This window comes from Yersinia sp. 2540 StPb PI (assembly GCF_052217165.1).
GTDB classification, from domain to species: Bacteria; Pseudomonadota; Gammaproteobacteria; order Enterobacterales; family Enterobacteriaceae; genus Yersinia; species Yersinia enterocolitica_E.
In genome coordinates this window covers 807730-830129 of record NZ_JAZGQC010000001.1, presented here as the reverse complement: position 1 = coordinate 830129, position 22400 = coordinate 807730, and the positions used below count along the sequence as shown (strand labels likewise).

Genomic DNA, 22400 nt, shown 5'->3' with positions numbered 1-22400 from the left:
ACAGTGTGTTATTGATCACACAAGAGCAACAACATGATTTCCATTCACTATATGCATGAATTATTTCGCCCACTGGCCGGAGCCAGTAATCCACATCTACAAACACTGTTGCCACGACTGGTCAGACGGCATGTGCAATTGCAACCGTTCTGGCAACGGCTGGAACTGCCTGATGGCGATTTTGTCGATCTGGCCTGGAGTGAAAATCCCGAGCTGGCAAGAGATAAACCCAGAGTCGTACTCTTCCACGGTTTGGAAGGTAATTTTTACAGCCCTTATGCCCATGGGTTATTAAGTGCATGGCAAGCCAAAGGCTGGCTCGGTGTGGTGATGCATTTTCGTGGATGCAGTGGAGAGCCAAATCGTAAGTCACGCATTTATCACTCCGGTGAAACAGAAGATGCTCGCTTCTTTCTCCGCTGGCTGCGAGAGCGCTATGGCCAGGTGCTAACCGCCGCCGTCGGGGTCTCTTTGGGTGGCAATATGCTGGCGATGTATTTGGCAGAGCAAGGCCAAGATAGCCTGTTGCAGGCCGCAGTGGTGGTGTCAGCACCACTGATGCTTGAACCCTGTGCTAATCGTATGGAGCAAGGTTTCTCCCGGGTCTATCAGCATTATTTACTGGGCCAACTAAAGTTAAATGCCACGCGTAAGCTTTTGCATTACCCCGGAAGTCTGCCTTTGGATCTGGCTCAATTGAAAGGGTTGCGGCGAATCAGAGATTTTGATGATGTCATTACTGCTAAAATTCATGGTTTTAATGATGCAGTTGATTATTATCGCCGTTGCAGCGCCCTGCCGCTATTGCCGCAGATTACGACTCCGTTGCTGATCATTCATGCCAAAGATGATCCGTTTATGACGGCTGAAGTTATCCCGGATCTCAGCGAGTTACCGGCCAATATTGACTATCAGTTAACCGAACATGGCGGTCACGTTGGTTTTGTCGGTGGCTCATTGAAACACCCACAAATGTGGCTGGAACAACGTATTCCGGCCTGGCTTTCCCCTTATCTGGAGCAACAGCAATGATAGTTCCCTGGCAGCAAGTTGACGGTGAAACACTGGATAACTTACTTGAAGCCTTTGTGTTACGTGAAGGTACCGATTACGGCGAGCATGAGCGCTCATTAGCGCAAAAAGTCGAGGATGTACGCCGCCAGTTGATCAGCGGTGAAGCCATATTGGTGTGGTCCGAATTACATGAAACCATCAATATTATGCCGCGCAGCGCATTTCGCGCCGGAGCAGAAGAGCAGCAATAGTCCTTCCGCTGTTACGAAGACATTGACTGAAACAGGGTGACAAGCCCGCCACTTTGCCCTAAAAATAATCATCAACGATAAAAAACAGGCGATTGCAGCCCGGTCACTGAAGATCTAACCCCCATGGAGTTACAGCTAATATGTCGACTAAACATCCGGTTATAGCCGTTACCGGCTCAAGTGGCGCAGGGACAACCACCACCAGCCTGGCATTCCGTAAGATCTTTCAGCAATTGAATATTCGCGCAGCGCAAATTGAAGGTGACAGTTTCCATCGCTATACCCGCCCTGAGATGGATGCAGCCATCCGTAAAGCACGAGATCAAGGCCGACATATCAGCTATTTTGGCCCCGAAGCCAATGACTTTGGCCAGTTGGAGCAAAGTGTGTCGGAATACGGTGAACACGGCACTGGCCGTTCACGTAAGTATTTACATACCTATGATGAAGCGGTGCCATACAACCAAATTCCCGGCACGTTTACCCCGTGGGAAGCATTGCCACAACCCACCGACGTGCTGTTTTATGAAGGGCTGCATGGCGGCGTGGTGACTGAACATCATGATGTGGCGAAACACGTCGATCTGTTGGTGGGCGTGGTACCTATCGTCAATCTGGAGTGGATTCAGAAATTAGTACGCGATACCGGCGAACGCGGCCATTCGCGTGAAGCGGTGATGGATTCCGTAGTGCGCTCCATGGATGATTATATCAACTACATTACACCGCAGTTCTCACGCACTCATATCAACTTCCAGCGCGTTCCAACCGTTGACACATCAAATCCGTTTGCTGCCAAAGCGATTCCGTCACTGGATGAAAGCTTTGTGGTTATTCATTTCCGGGGTTTGGATCAAATTGATTTCCCTTACTTACTGGCGATGTTGCAAGGATCATTTATCTCGAATATCAATACATTGGTGGTACCCGGCGGAAAAATGGGGCTGGCAATGGAGCTGATTATGGCGCCGCTAGTGCAGCAGTTGTTGGAAGGGAAGAAAATCAGTTAATCGCCTTCGTTCTTGGCGTTGCAGTATAGCAATTGCTGGAGAGAGAAAAATAATTTGGCTCAATCCCAACCCAAAGTAATTGGAGCTGCAGGTAGGCGGCAAGCGAACTCATCCCGATGAGCTTACATAAGTAACTGATTCGGGTGAGCGAACGCAGCTAACAACCCTGCAGCTTCAAGTACGAAGGGTTTGCTTAGGCGATGTCACGGATCTCAAAACTGTGGGTAATAGTCGCCGCTTTACCCAACATCAGTGAGACGGAGCAATATTTTTCTGCTGACAACTCAACGGCTCGTTCCACAATTTTGTCGGTCAGACCTTTGCCGCTGACAATAAAATGCAGGTTGATTTGCGTAAACAGACGCGGTGCCTCTTCGCGACGCTGCGAGGTTAATGTCACTTCGCAATCACGCACATCATTGCGGCCTTTTTGTAAAATAGAGACCACATCAATCGCGCTACAGCCGCCTGCTGACATTAACAACATTTCCATCGGACTCGGTGCTTTGTCTCCAGCATTACCGTCCATCAACACCTGATGACCTGATGCCGATTCACCCAAAAATGTCAGCCCCTCAACCCACTTTACACGTGCCTGCATAACTCTTGCTCCCGGTTAAATTTTCTGATCCAGACTACCCTTTCATTTACAAACTGGCAATGTAACCCGATGTTCATCATGCTGAAGCGATACAACACAAGACACTGGCTTCATCCTGTGCTACAAACAGAACCGAAAGTGTTGTTTCTAGAATTAAATAGGGTAGCTTCTCAATACTCAGTGGAGGGTTTCTACCCGGTACGTATCTTGGCTATACCTTTCGGCAGTTGAGCAAATTAATATGCTACGAGAAAGTGTATTTTATAAGCACGCCGTACAGGGAACTCTGAGCCCTGTTATGTTAGGCAGCGATAACAACAGAGGATAACAGCGAATGGTTCTCGGCAAGCCACAAACAGACCCGACTCTCGAATGGTTCCTGTCTCATTGCCATATCCACAAATATCCATCGAAGAGTACGCTGATTCACCAAGGTGAAAAGGCCGAAACACTTTACTACATCGTGAAAGGCTCCGTTGCGGTGCTTATTAAAGATGAGGAAGGTAAAGAGATGATTCTCTCCTATCTAAATCAGGGAGATTTCATCGGCGAACTTGGATTATTTGAAGAAGGCCAAGAACGTAGCGCCTGGGTTAGAGCAAAAACCGCCTGTGAAGTGGCTGAAATTTCTTACAAAAAATTCCGTCAGCTGATTCAGGTCAATCCAGATATTTTAATGCGCCTATCTTCACAGATGGCGAGTCGCTTACAGATTACATCTGAGAAAGTGGGCAACCTTGCTTTCCTTGATGTGACTGGGCGTATTGCACAAACGCTGCTTAATCTGGCAAAACAACCTGATGCCATGACCCACCCAGATGGGATGCAGATTAAAATTACCCGCCAGGAAATTGGTCAGATAGTTGGCTGCTCCCGCGAAACCGTGGGGCGGATACTAAAAATGCTGGAAGATCAAAACCTGATCTCCGCACACGGTAAAACGATTGTCGTCTACGGCACCCGTTAATTCCCCCTAAACTGGTGCCGATACTGTCGGCATCAGTTTTTTAATCTTTTGTGATCTATAAATTTCTGGGGCCTTTATGAAATGGCAACGGCTTATTTATCATCCTGAAGTTAATTACGCACTACGCCAAACATTGGTTCTCTGTCTGCCCGCAGCATTAGGGTTCGCTCTCGGCGAACTTCGGCTGGGCTTGATGTTTTCTCTGATACCCGCCTGTTGCAACATTGCCTCACTGGATACACCACACCAACATTTTTTCCGGCGTCTGCTGGTCGGCGGCGCGCTGTTTACTGTGAGTAGCTTCCTAACCCAGCAACTGCTGCTATGGGATATTCCGTTGCCTGCCGTCATGCTCAGCCTGGCATTAGTTCTGGGGGTGAGTGGGGCGATTAGCCAGTTGAATGGCCATTTGTTACCCGCGGCACTGATTGCTGCTATTTTCAGCCTCAGCATGGTGGGCCGCGCGCCGATCTGGCAAGCCCCGTTGCTGTGTGCCGTAGGGACACTGTGGTATGGGGTGTTTAACGGGTTATGGTTCCGACTCTGCAAGGATCAACCGATTCGCGAACCTTTGAGTCAGCTTTATCGCTTACTAGCCGATTATTGTGACACCAAATACAGCCTGTTTGCTCAGCACCTTGAGCCGGAAAAATCGATACCGCCGCTGCTGGACAGACAACAGGCGATTATGGACAAGATTAATCAGCTTTATCAGCAATTTAATCTGATTCATAACACCACGAAGAAAGAGCAGAAACGGTTGTTGGGATTGTTCCAAATGGCTCTCGATTTGCAAGAGCACATTACTGCGGCCTTGATTCAGCCGGAAAAAGCACAAGAGTTAATGGAGCAGACACAGATTGAGAGCGTGATGCGCCGTAATTGCCAGAAAATCTCAGCTCAAATGCGCAGCATCGCCAACGACATTCTCTATCACCACCATGCTGATGAGCATTTCACTGCCGATGATGGTCTGACAGAACTGGCAAGCATCGCACAGGCACACCCAGACAACCCGGTCGCACAATTCTACTACTACCATATCAGCCACGTGACCCAGCTATTGAGTGACCGGCGACCACTGTATGACCGTGACCTGATGTCCAGCCAACAACCACAACCTTTCTGGCCGGCGTTGATCAGCTATCTGTCGTTCAAATCAGGTGCACTGCGGGAAGCCGCTCGTCTGGGCGTAACACTGGCAGCAGGTAGCTATATCGGTAACTTAATTCATCTACCCAAACCTTATTGGATTTTGCTTACTGTGATGCTGGTAACGCAGAACGGTTATAACGCCACCAAGGTACGAATCCATCACCGTGCACTCGGCACCTTGATAGGGCTGATATTGGCCGCTGGTCTATTGCATCTGCCAATGCCAGAGGGTGCCACCCTTGGCATTATGCTGCTCATTACCCTTGCCGCTTATCTGGTTCAACGTAAAAACTACGGGCTATCTGTTGTTGGCAGAACCATAACCGCAGTCTATATCTTGCAATTATTGACCGGAGAAGGCGCTGACTTCTTGGTTCCGCGATTGCTGGATACCTTAATTGGCTGCGCATTGGCCTTTGCCAGTGCCTTATGGCTGTGGCCTCAGTGGCAGAGCGGTTTACTGCGTAAGAATGCCCATCAGGCGCTAGAGGCGTATCAGAAGATTTTGCGCTTGCTGCTGACGCCTGAGCCTGATATCAACCAACTGGCCTATGAACGCATTGCAGTAAATAAGGCCAGTAACACCGTGTTAAGTTCCTTAAATCAGGCGATGCAAGAGCCGGGGTTCAACTCAAAATATTTGGCAGATATGCGATTATGGGCCACTCACAGTGAGTTGATTGTTGGGCATATCAATGAGATGACTATCCTGACGCGGGCTTATCCCTTGGGGAGTTCAGTACCAGGTAAACATCACATTCAGCTCAGCGTCGAACTGGCGGCGGATTATTTACAACTCTGTGAGATAGCCATTCAGCAATGCCAGCAACGGCTGGAGTCAGACAACAGCGAGGGGAATAACGATTTCGTGCAGATGCCGGATGTCACACCGGATACACAAATTTCTGAACTGGAACGTAATTTACGCCGGGTTTTGTCACACTTAAGCGTGATGCATACGGTGTCTGCCATGGCTTGGCAACAACAGCCCCATCACGGTATTTGGCGCAGTCGGAGATTGCGGGAGCATGTATAGCAATGGAGAGGCAAAATACCTCTCCATAATTGAGTTAACCCTGGACCAGACTGGCGATGGCTTGCTCTAACCGCGCCATTCCTTGTTTGATATCATCCAGCTCCACCACTAATGAAGGGGCTAACCGCAACACATTTGGCCCGGCATTGAGGACCATCAAGCCATTAGCCGCCGCAGCCATCAGCAACTCGCGCGCACGGCCATGGTATTGCGGCGTTAACTCGGCACCAATCAATAACCCCATGCCACGGATATCGTCAAACAGGTGATACTTGTTATTGATCTCTTGCAGAGCCTGCACAAACAGGCTGTGGCGCTGTTCAATACCATTAAGTACCTCAGGGGTATTAATCACATCCAGAGCAGCCTCAGCGACGGCACAGGCCAGAGGATTGCCCCCATAGGTGGTGCCGTGAGTTCCCACCGCCATTACCGACGCAATTTCTTCCGTGGTTAGCATCGCACTGATAGGGAAACCACCACCTAAGGCTTTCGCCGTGGTCAGAATATCTGGCGTCACACCATAATGCATATAGGTAAACAGCTTGCCGCTACGCCCCATACCGCTTTGTACTTCGTCAAATACCAGCAGCGCATCATGCTGATCACATAAAGCCCGCACCCCTTGTAGAAATTCAGGCGTCGCAGAGGTTAACCCCCCTTCTCCCTGAATGGGTTCGAGCACCACCGCACAAGTATGATCATCCATAACGGCTTTCACCGCAGCCAGATCATTAAACGGCACATGGATGATATCGGCAGGTTTCGGGCCAAAACCATCGGAATACTTGGGCTGCCCCCCCACCGATACAGTAAACAAGGTGCGGCCATGGAAAGCATTATGGAAAGCAATGATTTTAGTCTTATAGGGGCTATGACGCTCAATGGCATAATGACGGGCCAGCTTAAAGGCCGCTTCATTTGCCTCGCCACCCGAGTTGGCAAAAAACACGCGATCCGCAAAGGTGGCATCAATCAGTTTTTGCGCCAAACGCAGCGCAGGCTCATTAGTGAAAACGTTACTGGTATGCCATAACGTCTCACCTTGCTGATGCAATGCCGCTACCAGCGCCGGGTGGCAATGCCCCAGAGCAGTAACCGCGATCCCACCAGCAAAATCAATATATTCCTTGCCTTGTTGATCCCACACTCGGCTGCCCTTCCCTTTTACCGGAATGAACTGTGCTGGTGCATAAACAGGCAAAATAACCTGATCGAATGTACTGCGAGTTACTGCTAACTTATCCGCCATTATACTGTCCACCCTGATATCCCCTTCGCACTTGAAGCTACAGGGTTGTTAGCTGCACGCAGCGTTCAAATCTGTTCCCGACAGATTTGTCCCCCGAATCACTTGACTGTGTAAGCTCATCGGGATTCGTTTGCGGGCTGCCTACCTGCAACTCCAATTACTTTGGGTATAATCCATTGAGTTACCAATTATTGGTATGTGAAAATATAATCACAAAATATGCATAAAAAATCACAATCAGGCAAACAAAAAAAACAATTAAATAATAAATACAACTCAACCAGCTAATTTTTAAGGAAATTATCTAATAATTGATGACCTTGCTCGCTGAGGATACTCTCAGGATGGAACTGCACTCCCTCCAATGGCAAGGTGCGATGACGGATACCCATAATCTCATCCATCACTCCCTCATGTTCGGTCCAGGCGGTCAGTTCAAAACAGTCTGGCAATGAGTCGCTCGCAATCACCAAAGAGTGATAACGGGTCACGGTCAGCGGTTGGTTAAGCCCCCGAAAAACCCCCTGACCATTATGGCAAATAGCCGTGGTTTTACCGTGCATCACTTGCCGCGCTCGCACTACGCGTGCGCCAAAAGCCTGCCCTAGTGCCTGATGCCCCAGGCAAACCCCCAGTATCGGTAATTTTCCGGCAAAATGGCTGATGGCAGCTAAAGAAATTCCGGCCTCATTGGGCGTGCAAGGACCAGGCGAAATCACCAAATGTGAGGGTGATAACTTTTCAATATCAGCGAGTTGTACCTCATCATTACGTTTAACCACCACCTCAGCCCCCAATTCACAAAAATACTGGTAGAGGTTGTAAGTAAACGAATCGTAATTATCGATCAATAGCAGCATTTCATATCCAAAAAATCAGGTTAACGCTTACGCCCACCGGTAATTGACCCCAGGACACCACGCAAAATTTGTCGTCCCAAGTCCCGCGCCATGCTCTTGGCTGCCGTCTGGACGATACCATCACGTTTGCCACCGCGCGGGCCGGTAGAGCCAAACAGTAGATCATTCAGCCCATCCATCAAACCACCGCCCGCGCTACCCTGCTGATCGGTTGACGGCTGAGAAGCCGCCCCCCCTCCGGCCGCTGCATCCCCCATGGTAGAGAATCCACCCGCAGATAATTTCTCATAAGCAGACTCGCGATCCACCCCCTCTTCATAACGGCCATACAGTGGGGAATGATTGATAGCGTGATTACGCGCTGCCGCATCCAATGCGCCCATTTTTGATTGTGGCGCGATAACCATACCCCGCTCGACCACATTAGGCCGCCCTTTCTCATCAAGGAAAGAGATGAGTGCCTCGCCAACCCCCAATTCGGTAATCACCTGTTCGGCACTGAATGCCGGATTCGCGCGCATAGTCTGAGCTGCGGCTTTAACTGCTTTTTGATCCCTTGGGGTAAAGGCACGCAGGGCATGCTGTACCCGGTTGCCCAATTGGCCGAGGATTTTATCGGGAATATCTAATGGATTTTGCGTCACAAAATAGATGCCGACCCCTTTCGAGCGAATCAGCCGGACCACCTGTTCAACTTTATCCACCAGCGCCGTTGGCGCATCACTGAACAACAGATGGGCTTCATCAAAGAAAAACACCAGCTTAGGTTTATCAACATCACCCACTTCAGGAAGTTGCTCGAAAAGTTCTGCCAGCAACCACAACAGAAAAATCGCATACAGTTTGGGCTGATTAATTAACCGATCAGCCGCTAACAGATTGATAACTCCCTGCCCATGGCTGTCGATTTGCATTAAATCGTGAATATCCAGCATCGGCTCGCCAAAGAATTGATTGGCACCTTGCTCTTCCAAAGCCAGTAAACCACGCTGGATAGCACCAATTGAGGCCGGCGTGATGTTGCCGTATTGCGTACGGAACTGTTTCGCGTTGTCACCAACATATTGCACGATAGCCCGCAAGTCTTTCATATCAAGCAGCAGCAGGTTGTTGTCATCGGCAATTTTGAATACCAGTTGCAACACACCACTTTGCACGTCATTCAGATCAAGCAGACGCCCTAGCAGCAGCGGGCCAAGATCGGAAATAGTGGCACGGATCGGATGACCCTTTTCAGCGAAGATATCCCACGGCACAATCGGGCAAGCTTGTGGCTGCCAATCCGTAACACCTATCGCTGCCAGTCGGGTTTGAAGTTTTTCCGAATCAACCCCTTCCGCCCCAATGCCAGATAAATCCCCTTTCACATCGGCGAGAAATACCGGCACACCAATACGGGAAAATTGCTCAGCCATTTTTTGCAGGGTGACTGTTTTACCAGTGCCGGTCGCGCCAGTAATCAAGCCATGACGGTTAGCCAGAGCCGATAAAATCACTAAATCCTGTGCCGGCGGCACCTTCGCGATAAGCAATGTTTCACTCATAAACCTTCACCCCATCACGTTTACGTTAGAGACAGATAATTGATTATAAGCACCCGATTCGGGCAAACGGATTAATTTATGATAGCAATGCGACTGTTACCCAAAGAACGTGGCGTTGCAGATGGGCAGCAAGCAAAAGACAGATTGGTTGTAAACCAGCCTTCGAGGTTTAGCGTGAAGGCTGGTAACCAGCGATTAAGGTAAAACTTTCGCTGACAGGATAGTGATAGGTTTGACCGGCACATTCTGATACGGGCCGACATTTTCGGTCTGAACCTGGGAGATCTTCTCTACCACATCCATCCCTTTAACCACTTTACCGAACACCGCATAACCGAAGTCACGTTGGCCGTGGTCAAGGAAGGCATTATCTGCCACATTCAGGAAAAACTGGCTGGTAGCACTGTCTTTATCAGCAGTACGGGCCATAGAGATGGTGCCACGCAGGTTGCGCAGGCCGTTATCCGCTTCATTCTTGATTGGTGTTTTAGCAGTTTTCTGTTTGAAGTCAGCAGTAAAACCACCACCTTGAACCATAAAACCAGGGATAACACGGTGAAAAATAGTGTTGTTGTAGTAGCCGTTGTTAACATAATCAACGAAGTTTTGTGTTGAAACCGGGGCCTTCTGGCTATTGAGTTCCAACTCAATATTCCCCACTGACGTCGTTAACAACACATGAGGCTCACCGGCAGCAAAAGCTGCGGGGGCCACGGCGCTAAGGGAACAAAGTGCAATGAAGGTCACTAAAGTACGTTTAAACATTAACGGTTCCTTTCTGTAGGATGCGAACAACGGAAAAGCGCTTTGATTCTAGAGAGCTGACCCGCGCAATGCCACCCATTTACGGAATTTTACGTAACAGAATGCGCATTTAGGCTGAAAAGCTGCCTCTTCAGCAGTTAAACCGCACCATGATGATTAATTAGCCAAATTAAACCATTCCCGCACTCCCAGGCAACAGTGGAATTCTGCTATAGGGATCACGTCTTGTTTATTTTCCTTTATCTTATCTGCCATTTTTGAGAGAAACATCTCATTTTGTTTTTGGTTAATCGCTAGTCTGCTTCCAAATGAGAGCGCTCTCATTTCTAATTAATCTATATGGAAGCCAAATGATGAAAACCTTTAAAATTGCCATTATCGGTGGCGGTAGTAGCTATACCCCGGAGTTGGTTGATGGGCTGATTCAGCGTATTGACCAGTTACCGGTCACTGAACTGGCACTGGCTGATGTCGAATTGGGCCGTCAAAAAGTGGAAATCATTGCTGCATTAACCCGAAGAATGCTGGATCGGCATGGGCTAGAGCATGTAAAAGTCAGCATTCACTTCTCACTGGATGATGCGATTGCCGGAGCCAGTTTTGTCCTGACACAGTTCCGTGTCGGCCAACTCCCGGCACGCGCCGCGGATGAACGTTTAGGGCTGAAATATAACCTGCTTGGGCAGGAAACTACCGGGGTTGGTGGGTTCGCCAAAGCTCTGCGTACCATTCCGGTGATGCTTGATATTGCCGCCAGAGTTGAGCGATTAGCACCGGATGCCTGGATCATTAACTTCACCAATCCAGCCGGTATCGTTACTGAAGCAGTGACACGTTATAGCAAAGCGAAAATCATCGGCTTGTGTAATGTCCCAATCAGCATGCACCATATGATTGCCAACTTGCTCCACGCACCTTATGAAGATATCCAACTGCGCTTTGCCGGGCTAAATCATATGGTGTGGGTGCATGAGGTGTTACAACGTGGCAAAGATGTTACCGCCGAGGTACTGGACATGTTGTGTGACGGGGCCTCACTAACCATGAACAACATTAAGGAAGCACCATGGCCGCCAGAGTTCCTGCGGGCAATGGGGGCGATTCCTTGTCCGTATCATCGCTATTTCTATCAGACTCAGGATATGTTGGCAGAAGAGATGGCCGCAGCAGCCGAGCGTGGCACCCGTGCGGAACAAGTTATGCAGGTAGAAAAAGAGCTGTTCGAGCTGTACGCTGATCCGCATCTGGACAGTAAACCAGAGCAACTCAGCTTCCGTGGCGGATCATTTTATTCTGAAGTTGCACTGGAACTTATTCGTGCCATTCATAATAATTTAGGTACGCAACTTGTTGTCAATACAACAAACCGAGGTGCAATTCGCGGTTTATCTGACGGCTCAGTAGTAGAAACTAACTGTATTGTTGATGCACAAGGTGCACACCCACTCACCTTCGGCCCATTACCTGTTGCTATGCATGGGTTGACCCAGCAAGTAAAAGCCTACGAGCGCCTGACCATTGAAGCTGCGGTTCATGGTGACCGTCGTAGTGCCTTGTTGGCGTTAGTGACTAACCCACTGATTGCTAACGCCAGCATTGCTCAGCCACTATTGGAAGAAGTTCTACAGGTAAATAAACCTTACTTGCCTCAGTTCACAGAACTGTGATGGTAAATTAACTATTGTTGCGGGTTCTGACTTTATACCCAACGCTATAGGCGTTATAGCCAGATAACCCGCATAAACCCCGATGAACTTGCGCAATCAAGCGATTCGGGTGACCAATCGGCAGATTTGAATGCTGATTGCTGCAGTCTGGAGTGAGTACGAACGCCGCTAACCCCCTGCGGCCTCAATAGCCAAGGGCTACTTTTAGCCTAAACAGGAGCATGAAATGGTTACACTGGAAGACGTCGCGGTATTAGCCGGGGTTTCCCGCGCTACGGTTTCCCGCGTGGTCAACGGTGATACCAATGTCAAAACCCTGACCCGCGAAAAGGTTGAACAAGCGGTCGCGGTATTGGGTTACACCCCAAACCCTGCCGCACGTGCACTGGCTTCCAGCCAAAGTAATACCTTGGGGTTGGTGACAACCTCATATCGCGGTGGCTTTTTTGGCGCGTTGATGGATTTCGTACAAACCGAAACAGAATCACAGGGTAAGCAGTTATTGGTCACCCAAGGGCGGGATAATGCTGATAAAGAGTGGCAAGCAATTCAGCGCCTGTATAACTTACGCTGCGACGGTTTAATCCTCCATGTACGTTTTCTCAGTGACGAGAAACTGCAACAACTTGCAGCGGCAGGCCGGTCATTTGTGTTATTAGACAGGATGGTTCCCGGTCTTGAACCCCGCTGTGTGACCTTTGATCACCGGCGTGCGAGTCAGATGGCGACTCAGGTACTTATCGATGCAGGCCACCGTCATATTGCCTGTATCAGTGGCTCTTCTCAGCGCTATTCCAGTGTGTTACGCCGTCAGGGTTTTTTGGATGCCATGCAACTCGCAGGTTTAGAACCTACCGCCTGTGTGGAAGGCGTTTACGATCTGGAAAGTGGCTATCAACGCGCGGACGAGATCTTAAAGCGGCCTCGCCTACCAACCGCTATCTATTGCTGTAACGAAGAAATGGCAATCGGCGCGCTGTTGGCTATTAATAAACACCATTTGCAGGTGCCACAGGACATTTCATTGATTTGCTATGACAGTGGCGAACGCGCTCCTTTTGTTAGCCCGGCATTAACCAGCCTGCATTTCCCGATTGTTGGAATGGCGCAATTCGCCACCCAGTTGTTGATTAATCCGCAGCTCCCCAGTGCCAGTTTCCCGCCAACAATTATTATGCGCGATTCTGTTATGCCACCGAAACAACTCCGCTAGTCAGCCCTGGTGGCAAGTTATCGCTCTTTCCTGCTTATCTCTCTTTTCGTTCATGAAAATAGCGAATGTTATTGGCATTGCTGGCACAGAATAAACCTTATCAGTGGCTCATCACCCGCATCACTCACATGAGTAAGTGATGCGACTGCGTGCCTAACACCCCTATTGCTTCAAGTACCAAGGGTCGCTCTATTAAAACGTCACATTCAACTTTGCCCAAAGAGTTCGACCCGGCTCATTCAACGACGTATTGGCCGAGTACCCAAATCCACTATTACCGGCCAGATTGAGGTGCTCGCTGTACGCTTTATTCAGTAGATTATCGATACCAGTGCTGACTTTGACTTGTTTTGTAACCTTGTAAGCCACATTGGCAGACAGCACACCGAAGCCCGCACTATCAGCAAAGTCTTTACCTACCACATTCCCTTCGTTAATCGCGACCCGGTGCTGGCTGCTGACTAACCGCCATAATGCCGTGCTGCTCCAATCCCCTGCTTCAAACGTCAATCCTAACCGTGCTTCAAGGGGAGGGATTTGCGGCAACGGACGATGATTACTGGTATTTTCCCCCCAGGCATAAGCCAGGCTGGCGTCAGCTTTCCAATTGTCGTTAAAGGCATAGCCGGCCCCCATCTCACCGCCCATAATAGTTGCGTTGATATTATCTGCCTGACTGATGCGCAGATTGTTCGGGTCATACTTGAACAAAATGAAATCATTGACCCGCCCAAGATAAGCAGAGACCCAACTGTTGAGCTGCTTACCATTGTATTGCGCGCCAATATCAAGTTGAGTGGTCTTTTCACTCTTCACCCCCTCAAAAGCACTGCTGGAGCCAACAGGCCCGAACGTCGGCGAAAATAGCTCCCAATAATCAGGAAAACGCTGCGTATGGCCCAAACCGGCGTACCACATCACGGGTAAGTCAGCCAGATTATGCTCAAAACGCATGAAACCAGCGGGGAGCGTTGCAGAGCGTGTCGGTTGAAAAGCACGGGCATAATTGGTGACTTCATGATGGTCAATGCGGGCACCGGTAATCAGTTTATCCTGATCGCTGGCACTCCAGGTCAGTTCGCTAAACAAGCCGTTGCTGGTAAAGCGAGCATCTTTATCCCAATGGCCTTGTTTATTTTTACGGTGCGTATTGGTTTGCAAATCAGTACCCGCCTCCAATTTCAGATCCCGCCACAACCAAGTGCCCATGACCCGGCCCCCCATCGTGCGCCGGTCTACATTACTGGACATCGCCATCATCGGTGGTGTGCGTAAGGTATTGTTATCCATAATGTGATTGGCATAATTGTAGTAGACTTTGGCTTCAATTTTGTCCAACACTTCACCGATATTTGTTTTTTCAAAGCGTGCGCCCAGACTCTCGCGCAAGAACTGGGAACCGTCCATACCGCGCCCGGCATACCTTGCTTCACCGTCACCTTTACCCGCCGTTAGCTCGAGCAACGTATCGCTGTCTGGTGTCCAGCCCAAGGCAATATCGGCATTCCATTTATCCCATTTCGAGGGCACCCGCGTACCATTGCCATCTTTGTAATCACCAGCCTGAGACTGATTGCCCATCATGCGCAAATAGCCTTGCTCGTTACCTAAACTGGTATCGAGATTTTTATCCCAGCGACCATTAGAGCCCACCAATAGACTGGCATTCCCTTTGATGCCCGCCTGGTCAAAGTGAGGGGGTTGCCGCTCAAACAAAATAGTACCGGCGGAAGCACCAGCGCCCCACAACACCGATTGTGGCCCCTTCACGACGGTCAGCAGGTCAAAACTCTCTGGTGAAATATAGGATGTGGGCGCGTCCATCCTTGATGGGCAGGCCCCCAGTGTTTCCCCACCATCTGTCAGAATTTTTATCCGTGAACCAAACATGCCACGGAACACCACATCCCCATTGGTACCCCCATTACGGATTTGCGAGAAACCGGGGATAGTTTTCAGATAGTCCGCTCCATCACTGGCGGGAACAGGTTGGCGCGGCGCTTTAGGCGAGGTCACGATAACCAGCGGCGAATGAAGAGGCGCGCTAACAGTTATGACATCAGCATCATTGAGTTTTTTCTCACTGCTATCGTTGATGGTGTTATTCGCCACCGGATCATGAGTCATCAGATGATCATGCGTAGCGGCAACGGTATTTAAGGCAAATACCGAAAAAGCAGCGGTTACTGCGCATGCTAATAATGTTTTTTTATAGGTTTTACTCTTGCCAGACATAATTATTCCTTGGGCAATACAAATCACTCCGGTGAGTATTTATCCACACCAGAAAAATGGTTTTTATTTTTTATCGGATTATCAGGAATAAAAGGCAGGTGGTGCGCGTGGTTGGCTCTCTGAATAGGTATCTTGAATAATTAACCAATAGATAAATGACGGCGCAGGGATCTCGGCTAACAGTAGTGCAGAGCGAATATCCGCTTTGAAAGCTGTATTCAGTAGGGGCAAATGAGTCAGTAATACGCAATAGCCACAAGCTGCATGATCCATCATCATGCCATCATGACCGCCTCCGGCCTGCGCGGTATTGCTATGTTGGGCCGTTGTCTGGCTCTGTTGAGGGTCAGCGTGATGCGCCATATCCATAGCACAATTGGCCTTAGCAGCACTCACACTCATCGTTGAGATGGTTTTTTGCTCATACGAAAGCGCCAGTGAGACTGAAACCACCGGAGCGATAAATAGCATCAGGATCGCCGCTATCCCCAACCAGGCAGAAAAGCGCCTTCTTTGATAAAGAATTTGGCTCAACGGCAGCCTATCGCCGTTGGTGTTACATCGGTATTCACGCTTCTCATCACGATAAATTCCTTTATATCGATGAAAAAAAGAAAGTAAGGCGGATTAATTATCTATTTTATTAATAGTTTTATACCCAAGTTACTTTGAGATGCAGGTAGACGGCAACCGAGCAGATCCCCTGGAGCTTAGATAACTAAGTGACTGGGGTGAGCAAGGGCTGCCAACCCCCCTGTATCTTGAAGGGCGACCGGTATATGAGTTTTTACTGATCTACAAGCGGGGCAAATCATACCTGAAGCAACCTTAACACGACCCACACTTTAATAGAATTAAGAATCTTTATCATTTGAGGCCGCAGCGTAATCTGTGACGCCTCACTATTATTCGCAATTGCTTTTCAGTCATTACATTAAAAGTTGAATGTAAATCACAAAAACTCACTATGCCTGTGCTAGGATCCGCCGCCTTAGTGCTGAAAACCGGTTTGACCTCCTTTTAGCCCTATGTCCGTTTTTAGCCATTATCTGTCTTTAACTCTCTTATTTATTTGATACTGACGCACAGGCCTATTTATGAATAACAGCAATCGCATTCGGCTCACTTGGATCAGTTACTTCTCTTACGCCCTTACTGGTGCGTTAGTTATTGTCACCGGGATGGTGATGGGGAATATCGCAGAGTATTTCAATCTGCCTATTGCCAGTATGAGTAACACATTTACTTTCCTTAACGCGGGTATTTTAATCTCCATCTTCCTCAATGCCTGGTTAATGGAAATCATTCCATTAAAACGCCAGTTGGTATTTGGCTTTATTCTGATGTTGATTGCTATCGCCGGATTGATGGTTGGCCATAATCTAATGGTCTTCTCAATCAGCATGTTCATCCTCGGGGTGGTCAGCGGGATAACCATGTCGATTGGTACTTTCCTGATAACCCATATGTACGAGGGGCGTCAGCGCGGTTCACGCCTGCTGTTTACCGATTCGTTCTTCAGTATGGCGGGGATGATTTTCCCTGTCGCCGCCGCAATGCTGCTGGCACGCCATATCGAATGGTACTGGGTGTACGCTTGTATCGGCCTGCTGTATGTCGGTATTTTTGTGCTAACACTGTGCTCTGATTTCCCAGTTCTGGGCCACAAAGCCGCTGATCAAAGCAAACCGGTTGCGAAAGAGAAATGGGGAGTTGGCGTGCTGTTCCTGTCGATTGCCGCATTGTGCTATATCCTTGGCCAACTTGGTTTTATCCAGTGGGTACCGGAATACGCCACCAAAACTTTCAATATGGATATCAGTCAGGCTGGCCAACTGGTCAGTAACTTCTGGATCTCTTATATGATTGGGATGTGGGTGTTCAGCTTTATCCTGCGCTTCTTTGACCTACAACGCATCGTAACTGTACTGGCGGCACTGGCAACACTGGCGATGTATCTGTTTGTCAGCACCGATAACCCACAATACCTGAGCTACTACATTCTGGCGTTGGGTTTTGTTTCCAGTGCAATTTACACCACACTGATTACTCTGGGTTCATTGCAAACCAAAGTCTCTTCGCCAAAACTGGTTAACTTCATCCTGACCTGCGGTACTGTCGGTACCATGCTGACCTTCGTGGTGACTGGCCCGATTGTCGCCAACAGTGGTGTTCATGCCGCGCTGGCAACAGCAAACGGCCTGTACCTGGCAGTGTTTGTGATGTGTCTGATTCTGGGCTTCTTCACCAAACACCGCAGCCACGGCCATGTGACTGACTGATTTATCGGTTTTACTGCCCTGCCGCCATCACGGTTGCAGGGCAGCGCCTATTTAAAATTCACTACCTCTTCCTGCCCCAGATATATGCGGCTTTCGGCTGGCTGGGTCTTGGCAATCACCATCCCATGACGAATGGAATAGTGCACTGGCACCTGTCGTCGCACGGCATCGAACCCATTTTCTGCGGGCAGAATAATCAGGTTAGCGCTATTACCTGGCTGCAAGCCATAATCAGATAAATGCATTGTTCTGGCGCTGTGGGTGGTTATCAGATTCAACCCATCGTTAATTTGGCTATACCCCATCAACTGACAAATATGTAGCCCCATATGCAGGACTTGCAGCATATTGGCAGTGCCTAGCGGGTACCACGGGTCGAATACATCGTCATGGCCGAAGCAGACATTAATTTCTGCCGCCAGCATCTCTTTAACCCGCGTAATACCACGCCGTTTCGGATAAGTATCAAAACGCCCTTGCAAATGAATATTCACTAATGGATTGGCGACAAAGTTGATACCGGACATTTTCAACAGACGAAATAGCCGGGAAGCATAAGCCCCATTATAGGAGTGCATTGCTGTGGTGTGGCTGGCGGTAACGCGCGCCCCCATATTTTCCCGGTGCGCCAAGGCCGCCACTGTTTCAACAAAACGTGACTGCTCATCATCAATTTCATCACAATGCACATCTACCAGCCGCTGATATTTCTGTGCCAAGGCGAAGGCGATATGCAGAGATTCAACGCCATATTCGCGAGTAAATTCAAAATGTGGGATGGCCCCAACTACATCAGCTCCCAGTCGCAGCGCCTCTTCTAACAGCGCGGCACCGTCGGGATAAGAGAGAATCCCCTCTTGTGGGAAAGCGACAATCTGCATATCCACCCATGGGCTGACTTCTTCTTTTACCTCTAACATCGCACTGAGTGCCGTCAGACTAGGATCGGAAACATCCACATGGGTACGGACATGCTGAATACCATTGGCGATTTGCCACTTCAACGTCTGCCATGCCCGCTGTTTAACATCCTCGCGCGTGAGCAAGGCTTTGCGCTCTGCCCAGCGCTCAATCCCCTCAAACAGAGTACCTGACTGATTCCAGCTCGGTTGCCCGGCAGTTTGGGTGGTATCCAGATGGATATGTGGCTCAATAAAAGGCGGCAATGCCAACCCACCTTGCGCATCCAGCACCCCGGCGCCAACCGTCTGCTGTTCCGGCTGCGGGCTAATAGCACTGATTTTGCCCTCCGCGATAGTTATCTGCCAAAAGCCCGCTTGCCCGGCAAGCCGCACATTATTGATAGTGGTGAGTAAGTGATTTGGTAAGGATTGCGTTGTCATCGATGCCTCCATGATCCCTTTTATATTCTGGTCATAACCAAAAGCTATTTGCTTTAGCTTACCCGACCAACAGTATGCTGCCCGATTTTCTTTTCAGTCATTTAAAATCTAAAACTGAAACCTTTCAGCTAAAGATGAATGAAATCCGCAACTTATCAAAAATCGTTAAAAATCATCCATCTACCACCTTAGAGGTATATGGAAAGCAAATTGATTTACATCAAGAAGTGCGGTGTGGGGAGGATTACTGTAAGCGTAGAAAATTAAAAATTGAGGCAAAAATGAGCAAAGTCAAACTTGCCATCATCGGCAACGGTATGGTCGGCCACCGCTTTATCGAAGACTTATTAGATAAAGCAGATAAAGACCAATTTGAGATAACCGTATTTTGCGAAGAACCGCGCATCGCTTATGACCGGGTACATCTTTCTTCTTACTTCTCCCACCACACTGCGGAAGAGTTATCACTGGTTCGTGAAGGCTTTTATGAAAAGCACGGTGTAAAAGTGCTGGTTGGCGAACGTGCCATCACTATTAATCGCACCGAGAAAGTGATCCATTCCAACAGTGGCCGTACGCTGTATTACGACAAGCTGATTATGGCGACCGGTTCTTACCCGTGGATCCCGCCGATTAAAGGCAGTGAAGGGCAAGATTGCTTTGTCTATCGCACCATTGAAGATCTGAATGCGATTGAGTCTTGTACTCGCCGTAGCAAACGTGGTGCGGTTATCGGCGGCGGGCTGTTAGGGTTGGAAGCCGCTGGTGCCCTAAAAAGCCTTGGCGTTGAAACCCATGTCATTGAGTTTGCACCGGTATTAATGGCCGAACAGCTTGATCCTATGGGTGGCGACCAGTTGCGCCAGAAGATTGAGCGTATGGGGGTCAGAGTCCATACAGGTAAAAATACCCAAGAAATTATTCATTCAGGCCAAAACAGCCGCAAAACCATGCTGTTTGCCGATGGTAGCCAGTTAGAAGTAGATTTTATCGTCTTCTCCACCGGTATCCGCCCACAAGACAAACTGGCACACCAATGCGGTTTAGCCACCGCGCGCCGTGGCGGTATTGCTATCAATGATTATTGCCAAACCTCCGACCCTGATGTGTACGCCATTGGCGAATGTGCCTCATGGCAAGAGCGCACCTTTGGATTGGTCGCGCCGGGCTATAAAATGGCGCAGGTCACCGCAGACCATCTACTTGGCCGCGAAAACGCCTTCCACGGTGCTGACATGAGCGCCAAACTGAAACTACTGGGCGTGGATGTCGGTGGGATTGGTGATGCTCATGGCCGCACTGAGGGTGCTCGTAGCTACGTTTATCTGGATGAAAATAAAGAAATTTATAAACGTCTGGTGGTTAGCGCAGATAACAAAACCCTGTTAGGGGCGGTGCTGGTGGGTGATACCACCGATTATGGCAACTTGCTGCAACTGGCACTGAACAACATCGAATTACCAGAAAACCCGGACAGTCTGATCCTACCAGCCCATGCGGGCAGCAAACCGGCAATGGGCGTGGACTCGCTACCGGACAGCGCGCAAATCTGTTCCTGTTTTGATGTGACTAAAGGCGACATAATTCAGGCTATCGGCCAGGGTTGCCACACCGTTGCCGCACTGAAATCTGCCACTAAAGCCGGTACCGGTTGTGGCGGTTGCATTCCGCTGGTCACCCAGGTGCTGAATGCCGAACTGAGTAAGCAAGGCATTGAGGTTAACCATCATTTGTGTGAACACTTTGCCTATTCGCGCCAAGAGTTATATCACCTGATTCGGGTTGAAGGGATTAAGTCCTTCGATGCTTTGCTGGAGAAATACGGTAAAGGTTACGGTTGTGAAGTATGTAAACCAACCGTAGGGTCACTGCTGGCATCGTGCTGGAATGAGTATATCTTAGAGCCGCAACACACGCCGTTGCAGGATACCAATGACAACTTCCTCGGCAATATTCAGAAAGATGGTACCTATTCGGTTATCCCTCGCTCACCGGGCGGGGAAATCACACCGGATGGCCTGTTAGCCATTGGCCGTATCGCCAAACACTATAATTTGTATACCAAACTGACCGGCTCTCAGCGGGTGGGGATGTTTGGCGCGCAAAAAGATGACCTGCCCGCTATCTGGGCGCAACTCATTGAAGCCGGTTTTGAAACCGGACACGCCTATGCCAAAGCCCTACGTATGGCAAAAACCTGCGTTGGCAGTACCTGGTGCCGCTTTGGTGTCGGCGACAGCGTCGGCTTTGGTGTGGCGCTGGAGCACCGTTACAAAGGCATTCGCACACCGCATAAAATGAAGTTTGGGGTCTCCGGCTGTACCCGTGAATGTTCGGAAGCTCAGGGTAAAGATGTCGGAATTATCGCCACCGAAAATGGTTGGAACCTGTATGTCTGTGGTAACGGCGGTATGAAGCCACGTCATGCTGACCTGCTGGCAGCGGATCTGGATGAAGAAACCCTGATGCGCTACCTCGACCGTTTCATGATGTTTTACATCCGCACCGCCGATAAGCTGCAACGCACCTCCGTCTGGCTGGAAAGTCTGGAAGGCGGCATTAATTATCTGCGTGCCGTGATCCTCGACGATAAGTTAGCTATTAACGACCAGTTGGAAGCCGATATTGCCCGCCTACGCGACAAAGTGACCTGTGAATGGAAAGTGACGGTTGAGAACCCTGCGGCACAGGTTCGTTTTGCCCACTTCATTAACAGCCCGCTACGCGACCCGAATGTACAAGTAGTACCTGAACGTGAACAACATCGCCCAGCGCGCCCAGATGAGCGTATCCCAGTCCGGGTGTTGGAATTGGAGGATAACGTATGAGCCAGTGGATTCCACTTTGTCCATTAACCGATATTTTACCCGGTAGCGGCGTATGCGGCCTGATCGGTGAGCAGCATGTCGCGGTTTTCCGCCCTTACGCTGACGAACAACTCTTTGCCATTAGCAATATCGATCCCTTCGCGCAAGCCAGTGTGCTGTCGCGCGGGTTGATTGCTGAACATCAAGGTGATCTATGGGTGGCCAGTCCGCTGAAAAAGCAACACTTCCGCCTGCATGATGGTTTCTGTCTGGAAGATGAAAGTCGCTCAGTTGCCCATTATGACGTGCGAGTTCGCGACGGCATGGTGCAAGTCAAAGCGTGATAAATAACAGTTATCCGGTCAGTGCCAGATAACCATAAAATAACTCTTGATCAC

At 49.3% G+C, this 22400-nt stretch carries 18 protein-coding genes; 10 read left to right on the top strand and 8 right to left on the bottom strand.

Translation table 11 applies throughout. The annotated features are described in order from the left end of the window. The first annotated feature begins 51 nt into the window (after positions 1–51). The 3 genes from V1956_RS03605 to V1956_RS03595 all read left to right on the top strand — a co-directional run bounded on the left by V1956_RS03605 (position 52) and on the right by V1956_RS03595 (position 2275). Complete coding sequence (locus V1956_RS03605; RefSeq protein ID WP_442825778.1) at positions 52–1032, top strand: hydrolase; 981 nt, start codon at positions 52–54, stop codon at positions 1030–1032. Continuing rightward, on the top strand, positions 1029–1265 hold the full coding sequence (locus V1956_RS03600) for a YheU family protein (protein WP_032906589.1): 237 nt from the start codon (positions 1029–1031) through the stop codon (positions 1263–1265). Before V1956_RS03605 ends, V1956_RS03600 begins: the two co-directional genes overlap by 4 nt. A gap of 140 nt (positions 1266–1405) precedes the next feature. Next, the gene (locus tag V1956_RS03595; RefSeq protein WP_372560338.1) at positions 1406–2275 is read left to right on the top strand and encodes a phosphoribulokinase; all 870 of its coding nucleotides are present in this window, start codon (positions 1406–1408) and stop codon (positions 2273–2275) included. 193 nt (positions 2276–2468) lie between these two features. Here V1956_RS03595 and V1956_RS03590 read toward each other — a convergent pair whose 3' ends face one another. Beyond that, the gene (locus tag V1956_RS03590) at positions 2469–2876 is read right to left on the bottom strand and encodes an OsmC family protein (RefSeq protein WP_004391459.1); all 408 of its coding nucleotides are present in this window, start codon (positions 2874–2876) and stop codon (positions 2469–2471) included. 334 nt (positions 2877–3210) lie between these two features. On the opposite strand from V1956_RS03590, the gene crp reads away from it, so the two are divergent. Together crp and V1956_RS03580 are read left to right on the top strand one after the other, a co-directional pair. Next, a complete protein-coding gene (gene crp, locus V1956_RS03585) occupies positions 3211–3843 on the top strand; it encodes a cAMP-activated global transcriptional regulator CRP (protein ID WP_005186183.1) in 633 nt (210 codons plus the stop codon). Positions 3844–3919: 76 nt separating this feature from the next. Next, positions 3920–6034 carry a YccS/YhfK family putative transporter gene (locus tag V1956_RS03580; RefSeq protein ID WP_372560337.1) on the top strand — a complete coding sequence of 705 codons (2115 nt, stop codon included), beginning with the start codon at positions 3920–3922 and terminating at the stop codon, positions 6032–6034. Between the two features lie 34 nt (positions 6035–6068). On the opposite strand, the gene argD is transcribed toward V1956_RS03580, so the two are convergent. The 4 genes from argD to ppiA all read right to left on the bottom strand — a co-directional run bounded on the left by argD (position 6069) and on the right by ppiA (position 10455). After that, positions 6069–7286, bottom strand: coding sequence for a bifunctional acetylornithine/succinyldiaminopimelate transaminase (gene argD, locus V1956_RS03575; protein WP_372560336.1), 1218 nt, complete (start codon positions 7284–7286; stop codon positions 6069–6071). A 284-nt stretch (positions 7287–7570) separates the two neighbouring features. Beyond that, positions 7571–8146, bottom strand: coding sequence for an aminodeoxychorismate synthase component II (locus V1956_RS03570; protein ID WP_442824814.1), 576 nt, complete (start codon positions 8144–8146; stop codon positions 7571–7573). A gap of 20 nt (positions 8147–8166) precedes the next feature. Further along, a complete protein-coding gene (locus tag V1956_RS03565; RefSeq protein WP_420074194.1) occupies positions 8167–9690 on the bottom strand; it encodes a helicase HerA-like domain-containing protein in 1524 nt (507 codons plus the stop codon). A gap of 195 nt (positions 9691–9885) precedes the next feature. Further along, positions 9886–10455 carry a peptidylprolyl isomerase A gene (ppiA, locus tag V1956_RS03560; RefSeq protein WP_083161196.1) on the bottom strand — a complete coding sequence of 190 codons (570 nt, stop codon included), beginning with the start codon at positions 10453–10455 and terminating at the stop codon, positions 9886–9888. Positions 10456–10808: 353 nt separating this feature from the next. On the opposite strand from ppiA, the gene V1956_RS03555 reads away from it, so the two are divergent. After that, positions 10809–12122, top strand: coding sequence for a 6-phospho-beta-glucosidase (locus V1956_RS03555; protein WP_083163947.1), 1314 nt, complete (start codon positions 10809–10811; stop codon positions 12120–12122). 226 nt (positions 12123–12348) lie between these two features. Further along, on the top strand, positions 12349–13335 hold the full coding sequence (locus V1956_RS03550) for a LacI family DNA-binding transcriptional regulator (RefSeq protein ID WP_372560333.1): 987 nt from the start codon (positions 12349–12351) through the stop codon (positions 13333–13335). Positions 13336–13527: 192 nt separating this feature from the next. Here the strand turns inward: V1956_RS03550 and V1956_RS03545 are convergent, their stop codons facing one another. Both V1956_RS03545 and V1956_RS03540 read right to left on the bottom strand, forming a co-directional pair. Next, the gene (locus tag V1956_RS03545) at positions 13528–15462 is read right to left on the bottom strand and encodes a TonB-dependent copper receptor (protein ID WP_372560688.1); all 1935 of its coding nucleotides are present in this window, start codon (positions 15460–15462) and stop codon (positions 13528–13530) included. Positions 15463–15651: 189 nt separating this feature from the next. Further along, positions 15652–16104: a DUF2946 domain-containing protein gene (locus V1956_RS03540; protein WP_442824813.1), complete on the bottom strand. Its 453-nt coding sequence runs from the start codon at positions 16102–16104 to the stop codon at positions 15652–15654. Positions 16105–16667: 563 nt separating this feature from the next. On the opposite strand from V1956_RS03540, the gene tsgA reads away from it, so the two are divergent. After that, positions 16668–17852, top strand: coding sequence for an MFS transporter TsgA (gene tsgA / locus V1956_RS03535; RefSeq protein ID WP_420071170.1), 1185 nt, complete (start codon positions 16668–16670; stop codon positions 17850–17852). Positions 17853–17899: 47 nt separating this feature from the next. Here the strand turns inward: tsgA and V1956_RS03530 are convergent, their stop codons facing one another. Beyond that, on the bottom strand, positions 17900–19195 hold the full coding sequence (locus tag V1956_RS03530; protein ID WP_193784747.1) for a cytosine deaminase: 1296 nt from the start codon (positions 19193–19195) through the stop codon (positions 17900–17902). A 281-nt stretch (positions 19196–19476) separates the two neighbouring features. Here V1956_RS03530 and nirB point away from each other — a divergent pair, with 281 nt between their 5' ends. Further along, positions 19477–22023, top strand: a complete 2547-nt coding sequence (nirB, locus tag V1956_RS03525; protein ID WP_372560330.1) for a nitrite reductase large subunit NirB — start codon at positions 19477–19479, stop codon at positions 22021–22023. Beyond that, on the top strand, positions 22020–22346 hold the full coding sequence (nirD, locus tag V1956_RS03520; RefSeq protein ID WP_032906583.1) for a nitrite reductase small subunit NirD: 327 nt from the start codon (positions 22020–22022) through the stop codon (positions 22344–22346). The genes nirB and nirD overlap by 4 nt, the downstream gene beginning before the upstream one ends. The last annotated feature ends 54 nt before the right edge of the window (positions 22347–22400 follow it).